The sequence below is a fragment of the Adlercreutzia sp. ZJ176 genome (genome assembly GCF_011038975.1).
Classification (GTDB): Bacteria; Actinomycetota; Coriobacteriia; order Coriobacteriales; family Eggerthellaceae; genus CAAEEV01.
Genome location: NZ_JAAKEC010000014.1, coordinates 13,437 through 37,803 on the forward strand (window position 1 = coordinate 13,437; position 24,367 = coordinate 37,803).

Genomic DNA, 24,367 nt, shown 5'->3' on the forward strand with positions numbered 1-24,367 from the left:
GAAACAAAATGGAGGAGAAGTTATACCCCAGACGCTGGGCTATCCTCATCGGCATGACCTTCATCCTGGTCGCCATCCAGTTCAGCGTTATCTTGCCCGGTGGCGGTGCCATCCTGGTCATGCAGCAATACGGCATCGAGCCGATGATGTTCTCCATGATCATGACCGCTCCGTATCTGACGGGCTTTCTGTTCGCCATTCCCGCGGGCGTCTTGGCTGACCGCATCGGCTTGAACAAGGTCCTGGTCACGGGCTTTCTGATCTGCCTCGTCGGCGTCGCCATCCGCATCTTCTCGGGCAGCGACTTCGCCATGCTGATGATCGGCACCATCGTCATGGGCTTCGCCCCGGCCGCCCTGAACGCCAACTCCGCGAAGCTTCTGCGCGTGTGGTTCCCGGGCAAGGCGAACTCGTTCGCCATGGGCGTGTACACCGCCGGCATGAGCTTCGGCGCCGCGCTCGCCCTGTTCTACGGCTCCCACATCGCCACCATCAACGAGGGCTGGATCTTCTCGACCGCCCTCGTCGCCATCGGCATCGTGATCTGGCTCCTTCTGTATCGCAAGCATCCTGACGGAGACGAGATCGACAAGGAGCCCATCGTCGAGTACCTGCGCGTCGTCCTCAAGAACAAGGACGTCTGGGGCATCTCGATCTTCGCGTTCCTCGTGTTCGGCGGCATGAGCAACCCGAACTCCAGCTTCATGGTCGCTGCCATCACCACGCTCGCCGGCGGCGATCCCGCTGTCGCTGCTGAGGCTGGCACGCTGTCCACCCTCAACACCGTCATTGCGGCGACGCTGTCCATGATCCTGCCCGTCGTGTTCGTCGCGCGCTTCAAGAACATGCGCACGCCTGCGCTCATCTGCTGCGCTGGCAGCGCCGTCTGCTTCGGCGTCCTGTACTTCGTGCCCTACGGCCCGATGACGTGGGTCCTCTACATCCTGCAGGCCGTGTTCTTCTGCTCGATGATGCCCATCGTCAAGATGCTGCCTGCGCTTCTGCCGAGCGTCAAGCGCGAGCACCTCGGCGTGGTCGGCGGCGTCCAGGCCACCTTCCAGAACTTCGGCATGTTCCTGCTGGGGTCCTACGTGCTGTCCCCGCTCGTGATCGCCGTGACGGGCCAGACCGACGGACTGGTGTTCTACCAGGGCATCTACATCGGCATCGCCATCCTGTGCGTGCTGTCCTTCCTGAGCATGTTCCTGTTCAGCAACGTTCGCTCGAACGTGGCCGACAAGATCGCCGACGAGAAGGCCGCCGCCGAGGGCAAGGCCGCCTAAGCCGAGCACCTCACCGGGCTTGAGGCCCGAGACCGAGGCGCCCGGCTTCAGGGCGGGCGCCTTGTGGTCGTCAAGCGCATCAGGGCTTCCCGCGCATGCGGGGGCCCTGCATGCGTCCGAGGCGCACATGCGAGGCACGTGCGCCTCTCGTTTCGAGAAAGAGGCACATGGGAAACTGTCACTACTGCTTCAACTGCGGGAGGTGCCGCGGCGAGACGCCGCCAGGCGTGTTCGTGCGCCGGTGCCCGGCGTGCCGCCACGTGAACGAGCGCGGTGCGCGCGCATGCGAGGCGTGCGGATCGTCGCTCTACCTTGACCCGACGAAGGTCATGGGCCATCCGCGCCGCGACGCGGGCGCAGATGCGGCAGGCGTGCCGGAGGGGGGCGCATCCGCGGGAGCGGACGCGCCTGCCAGCGCGGGCGCCCAGCCTGCGTCAGCCTGAGCGCGCAGCCCGACGGCGCCGCGCAGCCCGACGGCGCCGCGCCGCAAAAAAGCAGAGGCGGCCTTTTGCGCGCCTCTGCTTCGCGAGAAGGAGAACGACGTAGTTGAGGGCGGCGGCAAGGTGCCGCCCGCCCGACCGCCGAAGCGCGATCGGGCGAGGTGGGCTGCTGCCGCGCTACTGCCGCGGTGCGCCCGGCGCCTGAGGCGCGCCCGGCGTGCGGGGAGCGGGAGCCCCTGGCGCGCTCGGCGTGCCCGCGGAGGCGCCGCCCGGCGCGATGGACGACAGGTCAGCGCCGCAGCCCTTGCAGGTTTCCGGGAAGGGCATGTTGGGGATGACGGGGATGATCTTCCCGCATCCAGGGCATTTCTTGGGGCCGGACACTTCGGCTGGTCTGAAGCACATGGTTGGATCCTCTCTTCGGGTTGTTCGTGAAGGGGCTGCTCTCCGCGCGACCGCGCTTGAGGAGCGCTCGGCGGCGAGCCCGACGGTTGAGGAGTCTAAGGGGCTTCGACGGCGGGGGATATGGCAAACCGTCCAAAAAACGGGGTGCTTATCTTGGAGGTTTTGGAAGCCGGGCGCCCGAGCGTGCCGCATGAAGAAGGCTCCAAAAAATGGGCGCGAGGGTTTGTAGGCTTCTCCATATGCCTTCTTCGGCCGGTTCCCTATGCTGGCGATGTTCAGGGCTCTCCCGCAGCCGGAGGCATTGCGAGCGAGGCGCTTTCAGGCGCTTGGAGACAAGCGGGAGATTCCCGATTCAAGAGAGAAAAGGAAGAGGAAGGTGGGTTATGGAGCTTTTTGAGAAGAAGTTCAATCCCGAACTCTACAAGACTGACTTCCATTGGAAGGAGGGGGACTACGACGTCTACCGCGTGTGCCACTGGTCGGCGCCGGGCTGTCACAACTCGTGCGGCATCCTGCTGTACGTGAAGGACGGCAAGCTCGAGCGCGTCGAGGGCGACCCGAACCAGCCGTACAACCGCGGGCGCCTGTGCATGCGCTGCCTCAACCTGCCTGAGGCGTGCAACGACCTGCTCAACCGCCTGAAGTGGCCGGTGAAGCGCGTCGGCGAGCGCGGCGAGAACCAGTGGGAGCGCATCAGCTGGGACGAGGCGTACGACATCATCGTCGAGAACGTGCGCCGCATCCAGAAGGAGTGGGGCCCCGAGGCCATCTGCGGCATGATCGGCACGGGCCGCAACGTGTGCTGGCAGAACCCGCTCATCTGCTACGCGGGCTTCGGCTCGCCCAACATGAGCTTCGGCTTCCTGTCGGGCGACTGCTGCATGGTTCCCCGCACGTCGCTGTCGTTCTGCGTGTGCGGCGACCTGCCCGTCGTCGACGCGTCCCAGTTCAACGAGGAGCGCTGGGACCATCCCGAGTACGAGTACCCCGAGGTCGTGCTCGTGTGGGGCAACGACGTGATCAAGTCCAACGGCGACGGCTTCTTGGGCCACTGGATCGTCGACATGATGACGCAGGCCAACACCAAGCTCATCGTGGTCGACCCCGACCTCACCTGGCTCGCGTCGCGCGCTGACGTGTGGATCCAGCCGCGTCCGGGCGTCGACTCCGCCATCGCCATGGCCATGACCAACGTGATCATCGAGGAGGACCTCTACGACCACGACTTCGTCGAGAACTGGACGTACGGCTTCGACGAGCTGGCCGCGCGCGTGAAGGACATGACCCCCGAGAAGGCCGCCGAGATCGCGTGGGTTGACGCCGAGGACATCCGCAAGGCTGCGCGCATGTTCGCCGCTGCCAAGCCGGGCGCCCTGCAGTGGGGCCTGACCACCGACATGCGCGTCAACGGCATCTCCGAGGCCCACTGCCTCATGTCGCTGAACGCCATCTGCGGCAACGTCGACCAGGCCGGCGGCAACTACCTCGCCCGCGAGGCCTACAGCATGAACCTCGCGTATCTGTGCGGCTACTTCGAGAACCTCGACGTCGACATGCGCGCCAAGCGCCTGGGCAACGACATCTCGCCGATGCACCAGTTCGGCCTGAGCTCCACCGCGGCGTCTGACGTGGTGCTCCAGGCGATCGAGTGCGGCGAGCCCTATCCGGTGAAGATGCTGTGGTTCCAGGGGTGCAACTCCATCGCCAACATGGCCGCCGAGGCTCCGCGCGTGTACGAGGCCATCAAGACCACCGAGTTCAACGTGGTGGTTGACTACTGCATCACCCCGACGGCCGTCGCCTGCGCCGACATCGTGCTCCCGTGCGCCATGAGCCCCGAGCGCAACCAGCTGCGCACGTGGTGGACGCCGCTGCGCCAGTCGACGCGCGTGGTCGAGTACTACGAGTCCAAGACCGACGAGCAGATCATCCTCGAGCTGGGCAAGAGGCTGAACCCCGAGGCGTGGCCGTACGAGACCGACATCGACCTCCTGAACGCCCGCCTGAAGGAGGGCGACGTCCCCGAGGACTTCGCCGGCCTGCAGGAGATGGTCTACGACTGGGAGCCGCTCGAGTACCATCGCTACGAGAAGGGCCTGCTGCGCCCCGACGGCCAGCCCGGCTTCAACACCCCGACGGGCATGATCGAGCTGTACTGCACGACGCTCGAGGCGTTCGGCAACGACCCGCTGCCGAGCTACGAGGAGCCGCCCGAGAGCCCGATCAGCACCCCGAAGCGCTTCGAGGAGTACCCGATCGTCCTCACCACGGGCCATCGCTCCTTCGAGTTCTTCCACTCCGAGCATCGCAACCAGAAGACGATGCGCGAGTTCCATCCCAACCCGCGCGTGCGCATCCATCCCGAGACGGCCGCCAAGTACGGCATCGAGGACGGCCAGTGGGTGTGGATCGAGAACCAGCGCGGCCGCTGCCGTCAGATCGCCTGGGTGACCGAGGGCATGAAGCCCGGCTGCGCGAGCGCCGAGCACGGCTGGTGGTTCCCCGAGACCGAGGGCGCCGAGCCCAACCTGTTCGGCGTGTTCGACTCCAACATCAACAACCTCACGACGATGATGGTCGTCGGCGAGACGGGCTACGGCGCGCCCTACAAGGGCCTTCTGTGCAAGATCTACCCCTGCACGGAGGAGAACAGCAAGATCATGCCGTCTGAGCAGGTAACGCGCATGGGCGGCTGGGAGTACGACCGCGTTGAGAAGCTGGCCATGGGAGGTTATAAATATGAGTAACTACGGACTTTTCATCAACTACGAGTACTGCACGGGCTGCCATACGTGCGAGGTGGCCTGCAAGAAGGCGCTCAACCTCCCCGAAGGGCAGCATGGCATCGTGGTGTTCGAGGACGGTCCGCGCAAGAACGTCAACGGCACGTGGGAGCTCACCTACCTGCCGCTGCCCACGCACCTGTGCGACTTCTGCGCCGACCGCGTAGCGGAGGGGCGCCTCCCCAACTGCGTGCACCACTGCCAGTCCGGCATCATGGTGTACGACACGCTTGAGAACCTGGCGAAGCTGGCCGAGAAGCACCCGCGCAGCGTCATCTACAACGCGCAGGCCTAAGCCTCGCCGAACGCTGACGCAGCGGCGTCATGCGGCGCTGCCGGGACGCAGGGCTCTCCCGGCAGCGCCGCGCATCTGATAACGCTCAATGAGAAGGAGAACTGAGATGGCAGGTAAGGAACCTTTCCCCACGTTGGTCGTCAACGAAGTGTGGGCTCGCTGCGGCGGTTGCTGCGAGTGCGAGGACGCGTCCCACGGCCATGACGAGAAGTGCGGGCAGCGCTGCATCCTCCCCATGCAGGGAGGTCCGAACATCGGCGGGTGGGAGGCCATCGCGCGCGATCCGGAGGGGCCGCTCACAGCCGACAACTGCATGATCGTGTGCGCGCCGTGCTTCAAGAAGATGCGCGACGCAGGGCGCATCTAGCACCGGGATTCAAGTCAAGGATTGAGAAAGGGGTCTGCCATGCCGTGCTACGTGTGCAACCCGCTGTGCGGCAAGTGCGGGCCCCGACGTGAGATGCCTGCCGCGCTCAAGGGCAGGTACATGGTGGGGAAGAGGAAGAAGAAGGCCATGGACTACCAGCTTTGCGCGGCCGATTCCACCGAGCTGCAGAGAACGTACGAGGTGAGCCTCACGGCTGAGGAGACGAAGCGCCTCGTCGACGAGATCTACGCGTTTCTGGCCATGCAGGCGGGCATCGAGTACCTCGCCGACCAGAGCGCCGAGGCGCTCGCCGGGCGCTTCGGCGACGATCTGGGCAAGCGCGTGGCGAGCTGCCTCGCGAACCAGTGCGCCGACAAGATCATCGCCGCGGAAGGGCTCGCCGCCGCGCTCGAGCCCGTGGTGCGCGACGCCTCCGAGATAGGGGAGGGCGCGCCCTTCACCTGCAAGGTGCTGATCCACGTCAAGCCCGAGCTGGAGCTCTCCTCGTACGAGCCGGTGTCTCTTCCCATCCCCGCGTTCACCGTCTCGCCCGAGATGGTCGAGCGGAATGTGCGGGCGATCGTCGAGGACCGCGCGCGCTACGTGGACGACGAGTCGGCCGCGCGCGTCTCCCCGAGCGTGAAGGCCGTCATATCGCTGCGCACCGAGAAGTGCGGCATGGAGGTCCAGCCGCTCACCTTCGAGAGCATCGTCTACCAGATGGGCAGCGGGATCCTCCCGCAGCAGATTGACGACGCCCTTGCGGGCATGGAGCCGGGCGAGACGAAGGAGTTCTCGTTCACGGTCACGAGCAAGAACTTCTTGGGGCTTGACGTCGAGGAGACGATGGACTCGACGCTGAGCGTGCTGCGCATCGTGAGGAAGGAGACCCCCGAGCTCACTGACGCGTGGGTGAAGGGCAACGTCCCCGGCGCCCATGACGTGGAGGGCTTCTACGAGCTCGTCAGGGGCAACCTGTCGGTGCGCGCGCGGGCCGACTACGATCGGCTCAAGGACGAGGCCGCTGCGAGCGCCCTCGCCGAGCGCCTCCCCGCGTTCGAGCTTCCGGATCTGTACTACGACTACGCGCGGGCGGGGCTTCTGCAGAACGTCTCGGCCGCCCTTGCGCGCAAGGGCATGAGCGAGGAGGAGTTCTACCTCGCCCAAGGTGTCACGAGCAGCCAGTTCATGATCCAGATGAGCGCCCGCGCGCGCGAGGTGCTGCGCCAGGGCCTCGCGCTTGACGCGCTCGCGCGCCACGAGGGCTTCGAGGTCGGGGAGGCCGACCTGGACCGCGCGGCCCGCGCCATATCGCCCCGGGATCACACGGGGGCGCGCAAGATGCTCGAGATGAACGGGCGCACCTACCAGCTGCGCGAGATGGCCCTGCGCCAGAAGGCGCGCGCGGTCCTCGCCGAGCGGGCCGTGGTGCAAGGGGTCGAGGCTCCGGGCACCACGGGCGCTTAGGCGTCAGGCGCCAGGCACCGGGAGCCTGGCGCGGTATTCCCGGCGGGGCGCTCAGCGGAGGGCGCCCCGCCGGGTCTTCAGGCGAAGAGGTCCTCGAAGCTGCACCCGACGATCTTCCGGAACAGCTCGGGGTCGTGGATGAGCTTCGAGTACAGGATCGAGAAGTCGAAGAGCAAACGGTCGCGCGACCAGTTCTCGTCGAAGTCAAGCCCGAAGCGGTTCTCGATCTTGCCGATGCGGTAGAGCACGGTGTTGCGGTGCATGTGCAGCTTCTCGGCCACGACGGTCGCCTTGCGCTCGTAGTGGATGTAGGTGGCGAGGATGCGCGCGTCGTCCCCGCCGTTCGCCGCGTTCTCGGCGATGATCTTGTCGAGGATGGTGTGCGAGAACGAGAAGTCGCGCAGGGCGGGGCTCATCTCGTCGGAGTCGACGACCAGAAAGCGCAGGGCCTCCTCGAAGGTGTAGCACAGCTTGCCGCGCTCTTCGCCCGACATGGTGAACCAGTAGGCGAGGTTGATGTTGTCCTTGTACTTCGAGACCAGCTGGATCTGCTGGTAGGCGAACTTGACGTTCGTGATCTCGTCGAACACCTGGGAGACGGCGACGAACCCCTTCGCGGGATCGCAGTGGGGCAGAAGCTGCTCTTCGATGGCGCGGTTCGACAGGCTGTTGTCGAGGCCCTTGGAGTAGAGGAGCAGGTAGAGGCGGTCGTCGTAGACGACCGTGGCGCTGCGCCCCCCGTTGATCCGCTTGAGCGTGAGCGCCAGGTCGCTGAGGTTCTCGCGCGGAACGCCCTCGCGCGGCTCGAAGCAGAGGAGGCGGAACTCCGCGTCAAGGGGGATCCTGATGTTCGAGGCGTAGTCGTTCAGCTGCCCCCGGCTGACGTAGCGGCCGTTGACGAGGTCGTCGAAGAGCGCGAAGAACGAGTAGCGAACGGGGTCGAAGCGCCCGGTCTGCAGGTCGGCCCTGCTCGAGAGCGACGTTGCCAGCATGTCGAAGAGGTCGCGCTGCCCGCGCGAGGGCTCTCTCTCGTAAAGCGCCATGAGGAGGAGCTGGCTGCCCTTCTCCTCGCCGATGGTGGCGTTCTCTATGACGAGGTCGCTCGGCCCGTTCTTGAACGAGACGGGGGAGCGGCGGATCATCCTGACGCTGTTGACGATCTCGCGCTCTCGGCAGAGGAAGTCCTTGCAGAGGGGCGAGCCGATGTTCGTCAGGGCCTTTGCGAGGGGCTGCGCGTCGTTGCCGTAGAGCAGAAGCGGTGCGCCGATGATGCGCGCGCTCTTGTTGAGCATCTGCCTGAACCCGTCAGGCGACGTCGTGACGTGGGCGAGCTCGCTCTGCCACGACTGGATGAGCAGGAAGTAGTTCTGCAGCTTTTGGAGCAGGCCCGTCGGCGCGCTGCTCTGCTCGACGACGATCATCGGGCTGCCGAGCTCTCCGAGGCCCTCGAGGGCGGGGGCGTCTGCCATGACGATCAGGAGCGCGCCGGGGTAGAGCGCTGCGGCCTGAGGCGCCGCCTTCGCGCTGCATACGAACAGCATGTCGCGCTCGGGTATGACGCCCTTCTCCCAGTGGACGGACGACACCCACTTGAAGCGCGCGGTCTTCCGCTCGGGCTCTGAGATGATGGTGCAGGGCCTGAGCGCGTCGATGATCATGTGATAGCTGATATAGGGAATGTCAACAGCCATGCTCGTCCCCCTCGATCTGCCGACTGAACCCATTATAGCGAGCAGGCCCTGCCCTTCGAGGCGTTCGGCGGCTGTACGTTCCTCCGAAAATCAGCCTCCTATTTTGTTAAATCCTCCATTGTGGTCGGCTGGGGGTTGGACGCCTGCGCCCCAGCGCCTTTGCGGCGATCCTCGGGGCGCTCTCCCGTCGCGGCCTCCCCGAAGATCTGGCTGAGGGACTCGTTGCTCAGGGTGAGGAAGAGGTACTTGAAGCTCAGGAGCATCCAGTCGCGGGCCGTCTTGCTCGACAAGTCGAAGCAGAAGCGCCTCTGGATCTTCTCGACGTGGTAGAGCACGGTGTTGCGGTGCATGTGCATGCGCTGCGCCACGGCGGTGGCGTTGCGCTCGCTCTGCAGGTAGAACCACATGAGCGCAAGGTGGTTCGTGCCGTTCTCGAGGTCTTCCTGGTGCAGGATGGACGCGATGGAGCACTGGAACGCGAACTGGACGAAGCGCTGGTCATGGGCGGTGGGGTCGATCAGGTAGTACAGCAGCGCGTCCTCGAACAAATACGCGCCGCGGGCGTGCGAGCTGGTGTCGGCGAACTGCTCCTGCAGGATGGCGCCGCGGAACCCCAGCGCGATCTGCGTCTGCCGGAAGGCGAGGTCGAGGTCAGTGATGTTCTTGAACACCGACGAGACGCCGCTGATCACGTCGTAGGGCTCGAACACCTTGCGGCGCAGCTCGTCTAGCGTGCGCGAGTGCGCGAGCTTGCCGTCGGCGCCGCCGCTGTACAGCAGTGCCAGCACGTGGCTCTGGTGGGGGAAGCAGCGCACGTTGCCGTCGTTGAGCGTGGAGGCGGCCTTCGCCACCAGCCGTGCGCGCTTGGGGTCAGCTCCCTCGTCGACGTCGCACGCCACCAGCTTGAAGTGCCCCGCGTCGGCGAGCCCCGCCATGTCCATCTGGGCGCTCACGTACGCCTCGCTGAGCGGCGCGTGCTCGAGCAGCTTGCTGAAGAAGAAGTACGACGGCGTGTTGAGCTGCGCCTCGTGGCTCCAGATCTTCTCGCACAAAGGCGTCATGCGCCTCACCAGCGTGAGGAACAAGTCCCGCATGCCCTCGGTGTCGGGCATGGCGTTGCACGCCATGGAGATGGAGCCGAAGTAGGAGTGGTTGATGTGGATGGGGTGCGACACGCGGTCGAACGGCGTGATCTCGGACGCGGCGCGCGTGTAGAAGGTCTTCTCCGGCAGGCGAAAGCGCTTCTCGGCGATGGTGTCCGGGGTGAGGCAGCCGTTGTCGATGATGGTGCGATGCAGCTCGTCGGGCGGCTCGACGGCGGTGGTGCGCGCGATCACGTTGAAGTTGTTGTCCGAGACGAAGATGAAGTTGCCGATCACGGACGCGCTCGCGTCGAGCATGTCGGTGAGCGTGCCTTGGCGCAGCATGATGCGCTCAAGATCGCTCTCCCAGATGAGGATGCGGACGAAGAACGACTGCAGCAGGAAGAGCAAATGGGTCAGGCTGCAGCGCCGCTCGAGCACGATCGTGCGTTCGCGGTAGGGCGCGAAGTCCGCGAGGCGGCTTGCGTCGTCGAGCTGCAAAAGGGCGAACGCCGCCGGGCGCTTTGCGAGGAGCTCGCGTGCGCTGGCCGCGTCGCACACGAAGAGCAGCTGGGACTCGCTGACGCGCGCGGGCGCGGCGCAGGGGGAGCACGCGGGGCAGGTGGGGCATGTGGCGGCCGGGGTCTCTTCGGCGCTCTGAGCGCATGCGATCGGCGCGTACCAGCGGAACGTGCGTCGGCTTGCCGTGGGCGCCGCGAGCATGCCGGAGCTTGCGAGGCGGTCGACGAGCATGGCGGCAGTCACGTGCGGCAGGCTGTTCTCGCTGGTGGGAGGCTGGCAGAGCAGGTCCTCGAGGGCTTGCTCGCCTGCAGCGCACCTCGCGTTTCCTTCTGCGCGCCCCATGCCTCGATCTGCGTCCTCGCCCTTGCTCCCCATGGTCTTCCCTCTCCGCGCCCCGTGCGGCGCATGTCGTGCAGCATGTCGAGAAGCGGCATGCCACGTGTTATTCTACCGCAGCGCCTGTCGCTCGCGTTGTTGATTGTGTGCGGGGGAGCTGACCGCTTGGTGACGTGTGCGCGTTGTCGCGGCGCGTCGGGTTATAATATCCATTCGGTATTCTTGGGTTGCGGCGCTGCGCGCTGCCAAGACGAGGAAGGGACGCTGCTTGAAGAAAGCGCTGCTGCTGATACTCGGCATCGTCACGGTGTGCTTCCTCATCGCCAATGCCGACTACATCTCCAACATCCTCACCACCATGAAGACGGGCGCGCTTCTCCCGCTCGTCGTGTCGTGCGTCCTCATGCTGGCCCGCCACTTCGTGCAGGCGGCTTCCTATGACGCGGCGTTCGAGGCGGTGGGGCACCGCACGGGCTTTCTGCACAACGTCATCCTCATCTACTCGCTCGTGTTCATCAACACGTTCTGCCTGTTCTCCGGCGCCACGGGCGTGGCGTTCATCATCGACGACGCGCACCGCCAGGGCTGCGACGCGGGCCAGTCGACCGGCGGCGCGATCCTCTCGCAGATCGGGTACTTCGCCGCCATCTTCGTCATATCCACCATCGGGTTCGTGACCATGCTGCTGGCGGGCCAGATGAACACGCTCTTCTTGATCGGCGGCCTGGCGCTCGCGGGCGTTCTGGTGGTGCTGTCGAGCATGTTCTTCGTGGGGCACTTCCGCCCGCGCGTGCTGTTCCGCTTCTTCATCTGGCTCGAGCGCCCCATCAACGCGGTGCTCGGCCTGCTGAGGCGAAGCCTCAAGGCCGCGTGGGGCCGTCACACGGCGCACTCGTTCGTGAACACGGCGAACATCCTCGCGTCGAACCCGAAGGGCACGCTCATCACGGTGGGCTACGCGTCGCTCTCGGCGCTGCTCAACATGGCGTGTTTGGTGGCGATCGGCTACGCGTTCGGCTTCGAGAACATGGCGGCGCTCGTGGCGGCGTTCGCGGTGGCGGCCATCTCGGTGATCCTGAGCCCCACGCCGCAGGGCGTGGGCGTGGTGGAGGCGGCCATCGCGGCCATCCTCACGGCGTACGGCTGCTCGCTGGCCACGGCCACGGCCATCGCGCTGGTGTACCGCGGCATCATGTTCTGGGCGCCGTTCTGCATCGGCGCGGTGCTGCTGTCGCAGTCGGGCTTCTTCACGTCGAAGAAGACGGCGAGCGAGGAGCAGCGGCACAAGGACATCGGGTGGATCTCGGGTACGCTCGTGTTCCTCGTGGGCGTGGTGAACATCGGCCTGTCGTTCGTGCCGGGCACGTTCGCGCCGTTCACCATGCTGACCGAGTGGGTTGACATGAGCGCGCTGTTCGTGGGGATCCCGCTGATCATGAGCTCGATCGTGCTCATCGTGTGCGCGGTGGGCCTCGTCATGCGCTTCCGCACGGCGTGGGCCATCACGCTGAGCCTGCTGTCGGTCATCGCGGGCGCGGAGTTTCTGTTCCAGGGCACCATCCAGGTGGGCGTGGTGGGCATAGCGCTCGTGGCCTGGCTGTTCTTCCAGCGCAACGCCTTCGACCGCCCGTTCTCGGCGGAGGCCGTGCGCGCCTCGGTGGAGGAAGGTCGCAGGCTGAGGGCCGAACGCGCCGCCGAGAAGGAGAAGGGCGCCAAGGCGAAGCCGCGCCCGCGCGTCGAGAGGGAGGCGCAGGCGAAGCCGAAGCGGCGCCCCGGGAAGTAGCGGGCGCGACGAGGCGAAGGGCGCGGCGAGAGGAAGGGCGCATGGGCGGTGAGACGCGCGGCATGGACGGCAGCGGCATGAGCGGCGGCGGGGGGCTGATCGAGACCCTGGGCGTTGAGTTTTTCGCGGAAGGGCGCGACCGCGTGGAGGCGCGCATGCCCGTCACGCCGGCCGTCACGCAGCCGTTCGGCTTCGTGCACGGCGGCGCCACCATCGCGCTTCTGGAGTCGGTCGCGAGCCGCGGCTCCGAGCTGCGCTGCGATCCTGAGTCTGAGCAGCCCTTCGGCGTCGAAGTCCACGTGCGCCACCGCAAGAGCGGCCGGGAGGGGCACGTGCGCGGCGTGGCGGAGTTCGACCGCGAGGAGCCGTCCCGCGGGCGCGCGGGCGGCGTCAAGCACCTCTGGAACGTGACGGCCTACGACGACGCGGGCGACGTGATGAGCGAGGGCGTCGTCACGTGCCGGGTGGTGCCCCGCGCGCCTGCGGGGCAGCGCGACGGCGCGTCCGCGCAGGGGAGCGCAGGGAGCCGGCCTTGAGCGGGGCGGCGGGCGCGGGCGCGGCGGGAGCCGGGCGCCCAGGGCGCGCAGGGACGCGTGAGGAGCGCGTGATCGCAGGTTTGTCGAACTTTTTGCTTGCGTCTGCCGCTCAGTGTGGTATCATATCGTCCGCTGTCGCGAGACAGCCATCGGGTTGTGGCTCAGTTTGGTAGAGCGCTGCGTTCGGGACGCAGAGGCCGCAGGTTCAAATCCTGTCAACCCGACCATGATCTCACGAGCCGCCTTCGGGCGGCTCTTCTCGTCTCTGCGGGCTTTCGCGTTCCGCGTCGCCAATGCGTTCGGCGGGGGCCGTCCTGTCCCGCGTGCTGCCGATGCGTTCGACGGGTCCTCCTGCACCGCGCGCTGCCGGTGGTTTTTGGCTCTGTCGCCGTGCCGGCGGTGCCGCCGCTGTCGGTGCTGACAGCCCCCTGACATATTCGCGCCGAGTTGCCAAACCTTCGGCAGATAACCCCTGATCGTCACAGCTTTCAGGGCAGGGTGGCGGTCCATACGAAAAAGCCTTCGTTTGTGACGCCGTTTCGGACATTCTCCGGCGCTTTCTCGGCATCGCGCCTTACAATGAAACGATGCGCGTTACCTTACCGGACGAGGACTTGTTGAATGACGAAGTGGGACGTAGTCAGAGAGATAATCTTCGAGGATCTGCAAACCGATTCTGACAGAGAGCTGCAGCTGCGCACGCTTCTTCTGGGGACCATCTTCCTCGCCCTCATCTCCGCGATCCTCACCGCCATGAACATCGCGAAGGGTTGGTGGATCATGACGGGGAGCACCGGGCTCCTCGTGGCGGGGTTCCTCGTCGCCGCCTTGTGCGCCAGCCGAAAGAAGGCCCTGGCGTCAGCCGTCATCACGGCGGTCATGGTGGCCGTCACCTTCTCCTACTACGCCCTGTCGGGCCAGAACGAGGGCTTCGCCTGCCTGTGGATCCTGCTGGTCCCCGTCATCGGCCCGAGCCTTCTGGGCATCAGGGTGGCGTTCTTCTTGAGCATGTACTTCCAGCTGTTCCTGATAGCGCTGTTCAGCACCCCGCTGAGCCAGATGGTCGCCGACCATTACACCGCCACGTTCCTCGCGCGCTTCCCCGTGCTGTACTTCGCCGCCTTCGGCGGCATGGGCGTGCTGGCCGTCCAGAAGCAGTACTATCTGAACAAGACCGTCGACCAGGCCTATCGTGACGGTCTGACCAGGCTGTACAACCGCATCTACTACACCGAGGCCCTCGAGAAGCGCACTGAGGACGACTTCTCCCTGGCGGTCTTCGACCTGAATCGGCTGAAGTACGTCAACGACACCTTCGGGCACTTGGCCGGCGACGAGATGATCTGCGCCGCGGCCGGCCTTCTGCGCGACACCTTCGGGCCCGACAGCGTCGTCGCGCGCATCGGCGGCGACGAGTTCGCGGTCATCAGCCCCGCCGACTCCGCGCAGATGGCCGACCTGCTCGCTCGCCTCACCCAGAAGGCGCGCAGCTGGAAGGGCTCCTTCTCGGAGTGCGAGTGCCTTCTGGCGCTCTCGGTGGGGTGCGTCGCGCGTGACGAGTTCTCCACGTACTCGCTCGAGGAGGTGCTGAAGGAGGCCGACCGGCGCATGTACGAGGACAAGGCCGCCTGGTACCGGAGCTCGGGCTTCGACCGCCGCCGCTAGGGCGCGGGGCGCTCTTCCGCGCTCGCGCGCGGCCCCTTCGCGTCCCCGCGCCCCCGCATGCGGTCCCTTCGCCTCCTTTCGCGCTTTCCATGAGGGCGGATGCAGTATTGATGTGCCGTTACCGTATCGTCTCTCGTGGGGGAACCTGCAATGGTACACTGATGCCCGTAACACGTAAAAGTGAGGGAGCGACTCGCCTTTTCGCCTCCTCCTCGCGCCGGCCCGCAGGGGGAAGCGGCCTGCGGGGGATGGGCTGCGGCAAGGCGCGCTTTCGTCGGAAGCGAAGAAAAAGGTACCACGTGCACAACGACGTATCACAGGTCCTGTTCACCGAGCAGGAGATCGCCCGTCGCGTGGCGCAGATCGGCGCGGACATCACGCGCGACTACGCCGCGGCGGCCTCAGACGGCATCGTGCTCATTTCGGTGCTGCGCGGCGCGGCCATCTTCATGGCCGATCTTGCGCGCGCCGTCGAGCTGCCGCTCGAGATGGACTACATGGCCGTGTCCTCCTACGGCAACGGCGCGAAGAGCTCGGGCGTGGTGCGCATCCTGAAGGACCTCTCCACCGAGATCGAGGGGCGGCACGTCATCATCGCCGAGGACATCATCGACTCCGGCCTTACGCTCGCCTACCTCATGAAGAACCTCGCGTCGCGCAACCCCGCCTCCATCGAGGTGGCCGCGCTGCTGCGCAAGAAAACCCCAGCCCAGGCGGAGATCGACTGCCGCTACGTGGGCTTCGAGTGCCCCGACGAGTTCATCGTAGGCTACGGCCTCGACTACGCTGAGCGCTACCGCAACCTTCCCTGCATCGGCGTTCTCAAGCCCGAGATCTACCAGTAAAGGCAGCTTCCCATGGCAGACAACGACAAGAAAACCCCGCAGCCCCAGCAGCCGAACGCGCGCACCACGATCATCACCGTCGTCTTGGTCTGCATGGTGATGTTCTTCGTGGGGGGCCAGCTCTTCGCCGCGAACGGCACGCAGGCCAAGCAGACCGACACGCTGCTCACCTCCGAGTTCGTGCAGGCCGTCGAGCAGAACCGCGTGACGAAGGTGACGTACGCCGCCAGCGATTACACGGTCACGGGCACCTACTACCCGGCCGCCACCGCGGGCGCGAGCGCGGCCGACGCCTTCAACGGCTCCTTCGACGCGCTCAACGCGAAGATGGCGACGCTCAAGGACGCGCGCACCGGCGACGCCCTCGGCGGAATCGGCACCTCCGATCTCGACCCGGCCACGCTCGGCACCGAGCACAACTACACCTCCACCTACGTGGGCGCCGACTCGCTCGGCAGCCTGCTCGCGGACCATCCCGACGTGCCGTACGAGGTGACGCTGCCGAGCCCGTGGCTCAGCGTGCTCACCTCGCTGCTCCCCATCCTGCTCATCGGCGGCATCCTGCTGTTCTTCTTCTCGCAGATGCAGAAGAGCACCAACCAGCAGATGGGCTTTGGCAAGAACAAGGCGAAGAAGACCCTCGAGGAGCGCCCTGACGTGAAGTTCACGGACGTGGCGGGCGTCGACGAGGCCGTCGAGGAGATGCAGGAGATCAAGGACTTCCTGGCCAACCCGCAGAAGTACCAGGCCATGGGCGCGAAGATCCCGCGCGGCTGCTTGCTCGTGGGCCCTCCGGGCACGGGCAAGACGCTGCTCGCGAAGGCCGTGGCCGGCGAGGCGGGCGTGCCGTTCTTCAGCATCTCGGGCTCTGACTTCGTCGAGATGTTCGTGGGCGTGGGCGCCTCGCGCGTGCGCGACCTGTTCAAGGACGCGAAGGAGGCGGCGCCCTCCATCATCTTCATCGACGAGATCGACGCGGTGGGCCGCCAGCGCGGCACCGGCCTCGGCGGCGGGCACGACGAGCGCGAGCAGACCCTGAACCAGCTGCTCGTCGAGATGGACGGCTTCGAGAAGAACGAGTCCGTGGTGCTCATCGCCGCCACGAACCGCGCCGACGTGCTCGACCCGGCGCTTCTGCGCCCCGGCCGCTTCGACCGCCAGATCGTGGTCGACACGCCCGACGTGAAGGGCCGCCGCCGCATCCTCGAGGTGCACTCGAAGGAGAAGCCCATCGGAAGCGACGTCGACCTCGACGCCGTGGCGAAGCTCACCCCGGGCTTCACCGGCGCCGACCTGGCGAACCTCATGAACGAGAGCGCGCTGCTCACCGCGCGCAAGGGCAAGAAGATCATCACCATGCGCGAGGTGAGCGAGTCGATGGAGCGCGTGATCGCCGGTCCCGAGCGCAAGGGCCGCGTGATGAACGAGAAGACCAAGCACACCATCGCCTACCACGAGAGCGGCCACGCCCTGGTGGGGCACCTACTCGACCACGCCGACCCCGTGCACAAGATCTCGATCATCTCGCGCGGGCGCGCGCTCGGCTACACGCTCTCGATCCCCGACGAGGACAAGATGCTCAACTCGCTCGGCGAGATGAAGGACGACCTGGCCGTGTTCATGGGCGGGCGCGTGGCGGAGGAGATCTTCTGCGAGGACATCACCACGGGCGCCAGCAACGACCTCGAGCGGGCGTCGAAGATGGCGCGCGCCATCGTCACGCAGTACGGCATGAGCCCGCTCGGCACGCAGGTGTTCGGCCAGCCCAACCACGAGGTGTTCCTCGGCCGCGACTACGGCAACACGCAGGACTACTCCGAGGAGACGGCGCGCCGCATCGACGAGGAGGTGGCCGTCATCATGAAGGAGGCGCACGACCGCGCCTACGCCATCCTGTCGGCGCACGCCGACCAGATGCACCTGATGGCGAGCGTGCTTTTGGAGCGCGAGACGGTCGAGGGCGAGGCGTGCCGCGCCCTGCTCGACAACGAGTGGGACGCCTACCTCGAGCGCGAGGGCGACATTTTGGCGGCGAAGGAGCGCGAGGAGGCCGAGGCGCGCGCACGTGACGAGCAGATGCTGGCCGCGGGCGAGCCGCTGACGGGCGCGGACGACGGTGGCGAGGACGGCGACGACAGTGGTGCAGGTGCGAACGCGGGCGCGGGCGACGACGGCGGCACCGCGACGCTGGGCTCCGGCCAGGACGCGCAGGCGCCTGCCGCGGGTCCAAGCCCGTACGCGAACCCGTATGCGAACCCGTACGGCGTGGACAAGCGCGGGGACGAGTAGCGCCATGAAGTGGACCTGCGGCACCTTCACGTTCGACACGAGCGTGCCCGTCATCATGGGCATCCTGAACGTCACGCCCGACTCGTTCTCCGACGGCGACGCGTTCGCCGCGCCCGAGGCGGCGGTGGCGCATGCCGAGGAGATGGCCGCCCAGGGAGCCGCCATCATCGACGTGGGCGGCGAGTCCACGCGCCCGGGCGCGGCCCCGGTCACGTCCGAGGAGGAGTGGGCGCGCATCGAGCCGGCGGTGCGCGCGCTCGCGAAGCGTGGGATGTGCGTGTCGGTTGACACGCGGCACGCCGACGTGGCCGCGCGCGCGGTGCGCGCAGGCGCGTCGATCATCAACGACGTGTCGGGCTTCCGCGATCCGGCCATGGTCGAGGTGGCGCGCACATGCGACGCGGGGCTCGTGGTCATGCACATGAGGGGCGAGCCGGCCACCATGCAGGACGACACCGCGTATGTCGACGTGGTGTCCGAGGTGCGCGACTACCTGCGCGCGCGCTGCGCTGAGCTCGAGGCGGCGGGCATCGCGCACGAGCGGATCTGCGTCGACCCCGGCCCGGGCTTCGGCAAGACGCCGAAGCAGACCATCGAGCTCATGCGCAACCTGCACGAGCTGGTCCACCTGGGCTATCCCGTGATGGCGGCTCCCTCGCGCAAGAGCTACGTGGGCTACGCCTACCGCATCGACGACCCGCTCGAGCGCGACGCGGCCTCCGCTGCCGAGGCGCTCCTCGCCTGCGAGCTGGGGGCCGGCGTGGTGCGCACGCACAACGTGGAGGAGACGGCCCGCGCGCTGGCCGACCTGCGGCCCTACGTGCTTCTGGGCCTGGGGTCGAACGTGGCCCTGGTGGCAAACCCCGGCGAGGAGACCGAGGGCAAGATCGCGCAGATCAACCATGCCATCGGGCAGCTGTGCACGCTGCCAGACTCCCAGATCGTCGACGTCGCGAGCTTCTACGGAAGCGAGCCGGCTTACCTTGAGGACCAGGAGGACTTCGTGAACACGGTGGTGCTGATGCGCTGCGGCATCCCGCCGCGCGAGCTTCTGGGCTACCTGCACGCCGTCGAGAACAGCCTGGGCCGTGTGCGCGAGGTGGAGAACGGGCCGCGCACGCTCGACGTGGACATCCTGGACTACCAGATGTACGACTTCTCCACCGACGAGCTCACGCTGCCGCACCCTCGCGTCACCGAGCGCGACTTCGTGGTGAAGCCGCTGCTCGAGATCCTGCCGGGCCACGTGCTGGCGGACGGCACGCGCGTCGATGCCGTGCCCGAGTCCGAGCGAGTCGGTCGCTCATGGAAGCTATAGGGTTCCGTTCGCCCTGACGGGACGAACGGAACGCCCGACGCCGCGGCCTTCTGATGCATTTCACTTAGCCCCTTGTTTGGGGCGCGGCGTTGGCGAAGCCAACTTGGCCCCAAGGCGGGGCTATCTGAAACGCCTCAGAAGCCCTCGCTGACGTTACGAACGACAAGTGAGTTTTGAACTGTTGCAAGGCGGGGAAGCTCTTATGTTTCGGTTAAGAACATACGATGAGGTCACGTCGACGAATGACCTGGTGAAGCGGGCGCTTGAGGAGGGGGAGCCCGAGGGGCTCGCCGTGGGCGCGCGGGTACAGACGGCCGGGTACGGCCGGCAGGGGCGCGCGTGGAAGAGCCCCGAGGGCGGCATGTACGTCTCGCTGCTGCTGCGCCCGCAGGTGCCGCCGGCCCAGCTCCCCACGCTGAGTTTGGTCGTGGGCATGGCCGTGCGCCGCGCGCTCGTCGCGCTCGCCCCCGGCGCCGCCGAGCGCGTGAAGATCAAGTGGCCCAACGATGTGGTGTGCACCTCCGCCCGCGCCGCGGAAGGCGCCCCGCTGCGCCTCTCGAAGCTCTGCGGCATCTCGCTGGAGTCGCACGCGGGTGGCATCTGCGTAGGGATCGGCGTGAACGTGCTCTTGCCGCGGGACGCAGGCGCGCCGGCGGTCGGCGGCAAGAACGTGCCAGCCTACCTGAGCGAGCTCGTCGCGGACGCTTCGGGCGCCCCCGGGGCCCCTGACGAGCGGTCCGCCCCCGACATCCCCGCCGTGCGCGCAGCCGTGCTCGAGGCGCTCTCGGAGCTCTACCTCGCGTGGACGGCGCATGGCTTCGGCCCGCTTCTGCCCGAGTACGCCGCGCACGCCGCCCTCGACGGCCTGCGTGTCTCCGTCGAGAACCTCGACGGCTCGCCGGTGGCCGAGGGCGTGGCGCGCGGCGTGGACGCGTGGGGCCGCCTTCTGGTCGAGCCGCCGCTCGGTGGCGATTTCGTCGCAGTTTCCTCTGGTGAGGCGCATATCTCGTCCGTTCGCTAGCAACCCCCTCCTCCGCGCGCTACAATGTGTCGGAGCGAAACGGGAAGGCATGTGAGCAATGGCACGATCAGACGAGCGCATCGAAGGCAACGTGAGCAGCGAAGACAAGCCGGGCGGCAACGGAGGCGGCATCCCGGACAGCGGCAACCACGGTGACGCCTCAAGTGGCAGCGTCCCGGTTGACGGCGCCCCGGGTGACGCCGCCGAGCGCGGCAGGGCGGCGGCTCCCGTCTCGAAGGGCGACGCGAAGGTCGCGCGCATGGGCACGGCGTCGGTGCCGAGGCTCGTGGTGGAGTTCGCCATCCCGTCGGTGGTGGGCATGCTGGTGAACGGCTCGTACGCCATCATCAACTCGGTGTTCCTCGGCAACGCCGTGGGCGAGATCGGCCTGTCGGCCATCACGGTGGCCAACCCCATGCTCATCGTGTTCATGGCGTTCGCCATGCTCGTGGGCAACGGCGGCAACTCGCTCGCGGCGCTGCGCCTGGGCGAGGGCCGGCACGGCGAGGCCGAGCGCGCGCTGGGCAACGTGGTGTTCCTGAGCCTGGTGGTGTGGGCCGCCGTGGCGCTGGCCGCTGCGAACCCCCTGATCATCGACGCGGTGCTCACCTTCTCGAGCGCCACCGACGACGTGCGTCCCTACGCGCGCATCTACATCCAGATCCTGTGCTTCGGCTTCATCTTCCAGATGATCGGCATGGGCGTGAACAACTTCATCCGCACCTCGGGCGCGCCAGTGCGCGCGCTGGTCACCATGGTGGCCGGGCTTCTGTCCTCGGTGGCGTTCAACTTCCTGTTCGTGATGATGCTCGGCTGGGGCATCGTGGGCAGCGCGTATGCGTCGCTCGCCGGCCAGGCGCTCTCGTGCGCCCTGGTGCTGTGGTACTTCATCGGCGTGAAGGACGCGCCCATGCACCTGCGCCTGCGCTACCTGCGCCCGCAGCCGCGCCTCGTGGGCAGCATCTTCGCGCTCGGCTTCCCCAGCTTCGCCATCCAGGCGGGCATGGCCGTCATCAACTTCCTGCTGAACTACCAGCTGGTGAAGCACGGTGCCCTCACGGTGATCGGCGCGGAGAACGCGCTGGCGTCCATCGGCGTGGTGCAGCGCATCGGCCAGTTCTCGGTGATGCCGGTGATCGGCGTGGCCGTGGCCATCCAGCCGCTTCTGGGCTACAACTACGGCGCGCGCAAGATCGACCGCGTGCGCAGCGCGTACAAGTGCGGCGTGGTGGGCGCCTCGGCCATCTGCGTGGCGATCTGGGCGTGCATCTACCTGTTCACGGCCGGCGTGGTGAGCGCGTTCGGCATTACGAACCCCGACCTCAACGAGTTCACGGTGTTTGCCATGAAGGTGCAGTTCGTGACGCTGCCGCTCGTGGGCTTCCAGATCGTGTCGTCGAACTACTTCCAGGCCACGGGCCAGCCGGCGAAGTCGATCTTTTTGTCCCTCACGCGCCAGATCGTGTTTCTGGTGCCGCTCATCTGGCTTCTGCCCGACCTGCTGCCGCTCATGGTCCCCGCGCTCAACGGCCTTGACGCGCTGTACTTCGCGCAGCCCATAGCCGACGCGCTCTCCATCTGCGTGACGGCGGGCTTCGTGGCGTTCGAGATGCGCCGGCTGGGAAGGGTGCAGCGCGGCGAGGCTGACCTGAAGGTGAGGTAGCGGCTCCGCGCCTGTAAACAAACAGGGCGGAAGTGTAAGCGCGTGAGGATGCGCTGGGAACACGCGTGCGCTATAATACGTCCTTTCTTTTCGGCACGTTCATCCAAGGGAAGAGAGGATCGATCATGGAACAAGCCAAGGCGCATGCGACAAGCTCGTCGCGGACGCGCTCCATCGCGTTCGTGGGTCTGACGGTGGCCATCATGGCCGTTTCGGCGTGGGTGACCATCCCCATCGGGCCGGTGCCCGTCACGCTGCAGATGTTCGCCGTCACCTTCGCCATTGTGGTGCTCAAGCCGAAGGAGGCCATCGCGGCCATCGTGTGCTACCTGGCGCTCGGCGCCGTGGGCGTGCCAGTGTTCTCGGGGATGCGCGGCGGCATCGGCGTGCTCGCCGGGCCGACGGGCGGCTTTCTATGGGGCTATCTGTTCGGCGTGGCTGCGGCGGTGCTGTTTTTGCACGTGGTGCGCACGCGCACGGACTGGGACGTGAGCCTCAAGGCCGCCGAGACGGATCCCGCCGCTGCGGCGAAGCTCTCCTTTCCGCAGAAGTTCGCGCGCTTCATGCGCATCTCGGGCGTCGAGGTGATGGCGGGCGTGCTGTTCACCTGCATCGCGTATCTGTGCGGCTGCGCCCAGTTCATGCCCGTCATGGGCGTGGGGCCCGAGGCCGCCTTCCTCGCTTGCGTCGCCCCCTTCGTGGGAATTGACTTCTTGAAGATCCTCGCCGCCGTGGCCTGCGCCCGCGTGGTGCGCTCCGCCGTGAGGTAGGGAGGGGCCGGGCGGCAGCGCGCCGCATGCGGGCCGGCTTGATGCTGGCCCGCATGCGGCGTCTTTCGGAAACCCTGAACTTGCGGCTGCTGCGCGCTAGGCGCGGAAGCGGTAGCCGTAGCCGCGGACCGTCTCCACCATCGTGGGGTCGTAGCCGGCGGCGGAGATCTTGTCGCGCAGGCGCTTGATGTGGGTGTCCACCGTCTTCGTCTCGGTGAGGTACTCCCAGCCCCAGGCGTCGCGCAGGAGGTCCTCGCGGGACACCACCTTCCCGGCGCTCTTCATCAAGCACGCCATCAGCTCGAACTCGCGCGGCGTGAGGTCGATCTCGCCCGCGTCGCCGCGGGCGACGTGCGCGTCCTCGTCGATGGTGATGCCGCTGGCCGTGATGGTGCTGGCGCTGCCCTGCATATCGCCGGAGCCGCGGCGCAGAAGCGCGCGGATGCGGGCGATCAGCTCGCGCACGCCGAAGGGCTTGGCCAGGTAGTCGTCGCCGCCGATCTCGAGCCCCACCACCTTGTCGAGCTCGGTGTCGCGCGCCGACAGGAACAGCACGGGCGCCGCGGTCTTCGAGCGCAGGCGGCGGCACAGCTCGTAGCCGTCGATGCCGGGCAGCATGATGTCGAGGACGAACAGGTCGTAGGCGTTCTTCGCCGCAAGCGCGAGCGCGTCCTCGCCGCTGTTGACGATGTCGGCGGCGTAGCCTTCCTTGCTCAGGGCATACCCGACGAACTCGGTGATGGAAGGCTCGTCGTCAACGACAAGTATGCGGCTCTGCTTATCGGTCATGGCTCTGCCTTTCTCTCGTGAACCGGCCGAATGGCTTTTGGAGGTCGTTCGTTGGGCGATTGCTATAATGTCTGCGATCACTATAGCGAAAGCGACGGGCAACTTCGGAAAGCTAAGGGCGTTTGTCATAATTATGTTACTTACGATTGACGTGGGGAACACGCACACCGTGGTGGGCGTCTACCGCGACTCCGACAAGGTGGAGCCGCACGCGATGTGGCGGGTCGCCACCAGCAAGCACGACACAGCCGACGACGTGCGCGCCAAGCTCCTGCCGCTCATGGCGGCCGCGGGCATAGAGGCGCCCGACGTCGACGCGGCGGCGATGGCCTCGGTGGTGCCGGCGCTCACGCGCGCATGGTCGGACGCGGTGCGCGAGCTGGCGGGCGTCGAGGCGCGCCTGTGCACGGCCGAGGCCGCCAGCGCGGCGGGCCTGTTCAAGAACGCGTATCCCAACCCGCGCGAGATCGGCGCCGACCGCGTGGCCGACGCCGTGGCGGCGCGCGCCCTCTACGGCGCGCCGGTGGTGGTGGTCGACTTCGGCACCGCCACCAACATCGAGGTCATCGACGAGGACGGGAGCTTTCTGGGCGGCATCATCGCCCCGGGCGTGGAGACGAGCGCGGGCGCTCTGTTCTCGCACGCCACGCGCCTGTCGACCATCGACCTCGCGGCGCCTCCGGCCGCCGTCGGCAAAAGCACCGAGGAGGCCGTGCAGGCGGGCATCGTGCTCGGCGAGGCCGACCGCGTGGACGGCCTGGTGCGCCGCATCTTCGCCGAGCTGGGCCGCACGTGCCCGGTGGTGGCCACCGGAGGGCTCTCGGCGCTCGTGGCCGCGCACTCGAGCGAGATCACCGAGGTGCTGCCCGAGCTCACGCTGGAGGGCCTGAGGCTGCTCGCCTCCGCGCGCCGGTAGCCACCAGTCTGGCTTCTCGCGCCCTTGGCGCACGCAATGTGGAAACCGCCTTCCAAGCCCGCTAGAATAAGCGCATTCTGGCAAACGAGGCGCGGTGCGTC

20 protein-coding genes and 1 tRNA gene are annotated in these 24,367 nt (G+C 67.0%); 17 read left to right on the forward strand and 4 right to left on the reverse strand.

Translation table 11 applies throughout. From position 1 onward, the window contains the following. The first annotated feature begins 8 nt into the window (after positions 1-8). Positions 9-1,283, forward strand: coding sequence for a nitrate/nitrite transporter (locus G7Y50_RS08430; protein WP_165053063.1), 1,275 nt, complete (start codon positions 9-11; stop codon positions 1,281-1,283). A gap of 167 nt (positions 1,284-1,450) precedes the next feature. Then, a complete protein-coding gene (locus G7Y50_RS08435; RefSeq protein ID WP_165053060.1) occupies positions 1,451-1,726 on the forward strand; it encodes a hypothetical protein in 276 nt (91 codons plus the stop codon). Positions 1,727-1,900: 174 nt separating this feature from the next. Here the strand turns inward: G7Y50_RS08435 and G7Y50_RS08440 are convergent, their stop codons facing one another. After that, on the reverse strand, positions 1,901-2,128 hold the full coding sequence (locus tag G7Y50_RS08440; RefSeq protein WP_165053057.1) for a hypothetical protein: 228 nt from the start codon (positions 2,126-2,128) through the stop codon (positions 1,901-1,903). A 383-nt stretch (positions 2,129-2,511) separates the two neighbouring features. On the opposite strand from G7Y50_RS08440, the gene G7Y50_RS08445 reads away from it, so the two are divergent. From G7Y50_RS08445 to G7Y50_RS08460, 4 genes are all read left to right on the forward strand, one after another. Further along, complete coding sequence (locus G7Y50_RS08445) at positions 2,512-4,875, forward strand: molybdopterin-dependent oxidoreductase (RefSeq protein WP_165053054.1); 2,364 nt, start codon at positions 2,512-2,514, stop codon at positions 4,873-4,875. Beyond that, positions 4,868-5,206, forward strand: a complete 339-nt coding sequence (locus tag G7Y50_RS08450; RefSeq protein WP_165053051.1) for a 4Fe-4S dicluster domain-containing protein — start codon at positions 4,868-4,870, stop codon at positions 5,204-5,206. The genes G7Y50_RS08445 and G7Y50_RS08450 overlap by 8 nt, the downstream gene beginning before the upstream one ends. A gap of 106 nt (positions 5,207-5,312) precedes the next feature. Beyond that, entirely contained in the window at positions 5,313-5,573 is a 261-nt protein-coding gene (locus G7Y50_RS08455) for a hypothetical protein (RefSeq protein WP_165053048.1), read from the forward strand. A gap of 39 nt (positions 5,574-5,612) precedes the next feature. Beyond that, entirely contained in the window at positions 5,613-7,040 is a 1,428-nt protein-coding gene (locus G7Y50_RS08460; protein WP_165053045.1) for a trigger factor, read from the forward strand. A 77-nt stretch (positions 7,041-7,117) separates the two neighbouring features. Here the strand turns inward: G7Y50_RS08460 and G7Y50_RS08465 are convergent, their stop codons facing one another. After that, positions 7,118-8,731, reverse strand: a complete 1,614-nt coding sequence (locus G7Y50_RS08465; RefSeq protein WP_165053042.1) for a CdaR family transcriptional regulator — start codon at positions 8,729-8,731, stop codon at positions 7,118-7,120. 98 nt (positions 8,732-8,829) lie between these two features. Further along, positions 8,830-10,710 (reverse strand): CdaR family transcriptional regulator, encoded by a 1,881-nt coding sequence (locus G7Y50_RS08470; RefSeq protein ID WP_165057029.1) that lies wholly within the window; start codon positions 10,708-10,710, stop codon positions 8,830-8,832. A gap of 229 nt (positions 10,711-10,939) precedes the next feature. Here G7Y50_RS08470 and G7Y50_RS08475 point away from each other — a divergent pair, with 229 nt between their 5' ends. From G7Y50_RS08475 to G7Y50_RS08520, 10 genes are all read left to right on the forward strand, one after another. Next, positions 10,940-12,454, forward strand: a complete 1,515-nt coding sequence (locus tag G7Y50_RS08475) for a lysylphosphatidylglycerol synthase transmembrane domain-containing protein (RefSeq protein WP_241156457.1) — start codon at positions 10,940-10,942, stop codon at positions 12,452-12,454. A gap of 41 nt (positions 12,455-12,495) precedes the next feature. Beyond that, the gene (locus G7Y50_RS08480; protein WP_241156456.1) at positions 12,496-12,990 is read left to right on the forward strand and encodes a PaaI family thioesterase; all 495 of its coding nucleotides are present in this window, start codon (positions 12,496-12,498) and stop codon (positions 12,988-12,990) included. Between the two features lie 150 nt (positions 12,991-13,140). Then, positions 13,141-13,217: transfer RNA gene (locus G7Y50_RS08485), tRNA-Pro, on the forward strand. Positions 13,218-13,611: 394 nt separating this feature from the next. Further along, positions 13,612-14,655, forward strand: a complete 1,044-nt coding sequence (locus tag G7Y50_RS08490) for a GGDEF domain-containing protein (RefSeq protein WP_165053036.1) — start codon at positions 13,612-13,614, stop codon at positions 14,653-14,655. A 248-nt stretch (positions 14,656-14,903) separates the two neighbouring features. Further along, entirely contained in the window at positions 14,904-15,500 is a 597-nt protein-coding gene (gene hpt, locus G7Y50_RS08495) for a hypoxanthine phosphoribosyltransferase (RefSeq protein ID WP_206214813.1), read from the forward strand. Positions 15,501-15,512: 12 nt separating this feature from the next. Next, entirely contained in the window at positions 15,513-17,789 is a 2,277-nt protein-coding gene (gene ftsH / locus G7Y50_RS08500; protein ID WP_165053030.1) for an ATP-dependent zinc metalloprotease FtsH, read from the forward strand. Positions 17,790-17,793: 4 nt separating this feature from the next. Continuing rightward, on the forward strand, positions 17,794-19,107 hold the full coding sequence (folP, locus tag G7Y50_RS08505; protein WP_165053027.1) for a dihydropteroate synthase: 1,314 nt from the start codon (positions 17,794-17,796) through the stop codon (positions 19,105-19,107). A 202-nt stretch (positions 19,108-19,309) separates the two neighbouring features. Then, the gene (locus tag G7Y50_RS08510) at positions 19,310-20,128 is read left to right on the forward strand and encodes a biotin--[acetyl-CoA-carboxylase] ligase (protein WP_165053024.1); all 819 of its coding nucleotides are present in this window, start codon (positions 19,310-19,312) and stop codon (positions 20,126-20,128) included. Between the two features lie 58 nt (positions 20,129-20,186). After that, entirely contained in the window at positions 20,187-21,791 is a 1,605-nt protein-coding gene (locus G7Y50_RS08515) for an MATE family efflux transporter (RefSeq protein ID WP_241156455.1), read from the forward strand. 125 nt (positions 21,792-21,916) lie between these two features. Next, positions 21,917-22,561: a biotin transporter BioY gene (locus G7Y50_RS08520; RefSeq protein ID WP_165053021.1), complete on the forward strand. Its 645-nt coding sequence runs from the start codon at positions 21,917-21,919 to the stop codon at positions 22,559-22,561. 96 nt (positions 22,562-22,657) lie between these two features. Here G7Y50_RS08520 and G7Y50_RS08525 read toward each other — a convergent pair whose 3' ends face one another. Continuing rightward, entirely contained in the window at positions 22,658-23,350 is a 693-nt protein-coding gene (locus G7Y50_RS08525; RefSeq protein ID WP_165053018.1) for a response regulator transcription factor, read from the reverse strand. A gap of 133 nt (positions 23,351-23,483) precedes the next feature. Here G7Y50_RS08525 and G7Y50_RS08530 point away from each other — a divergent pair, with 133 nt between their 5' ends. After that, positions 23,484-24,266 (forward strand): type III pantothenate kinase, encoded by a 783-nt coding sequence (locus tag G7Y50_RS08530; protein WP_165053015.1) that lies wholly within the window; start codon positions 23,484-23,486, stop codon positions 24,264-24,266. Positions 24,267-24,367: the final 101 nt, after the last annotated feature.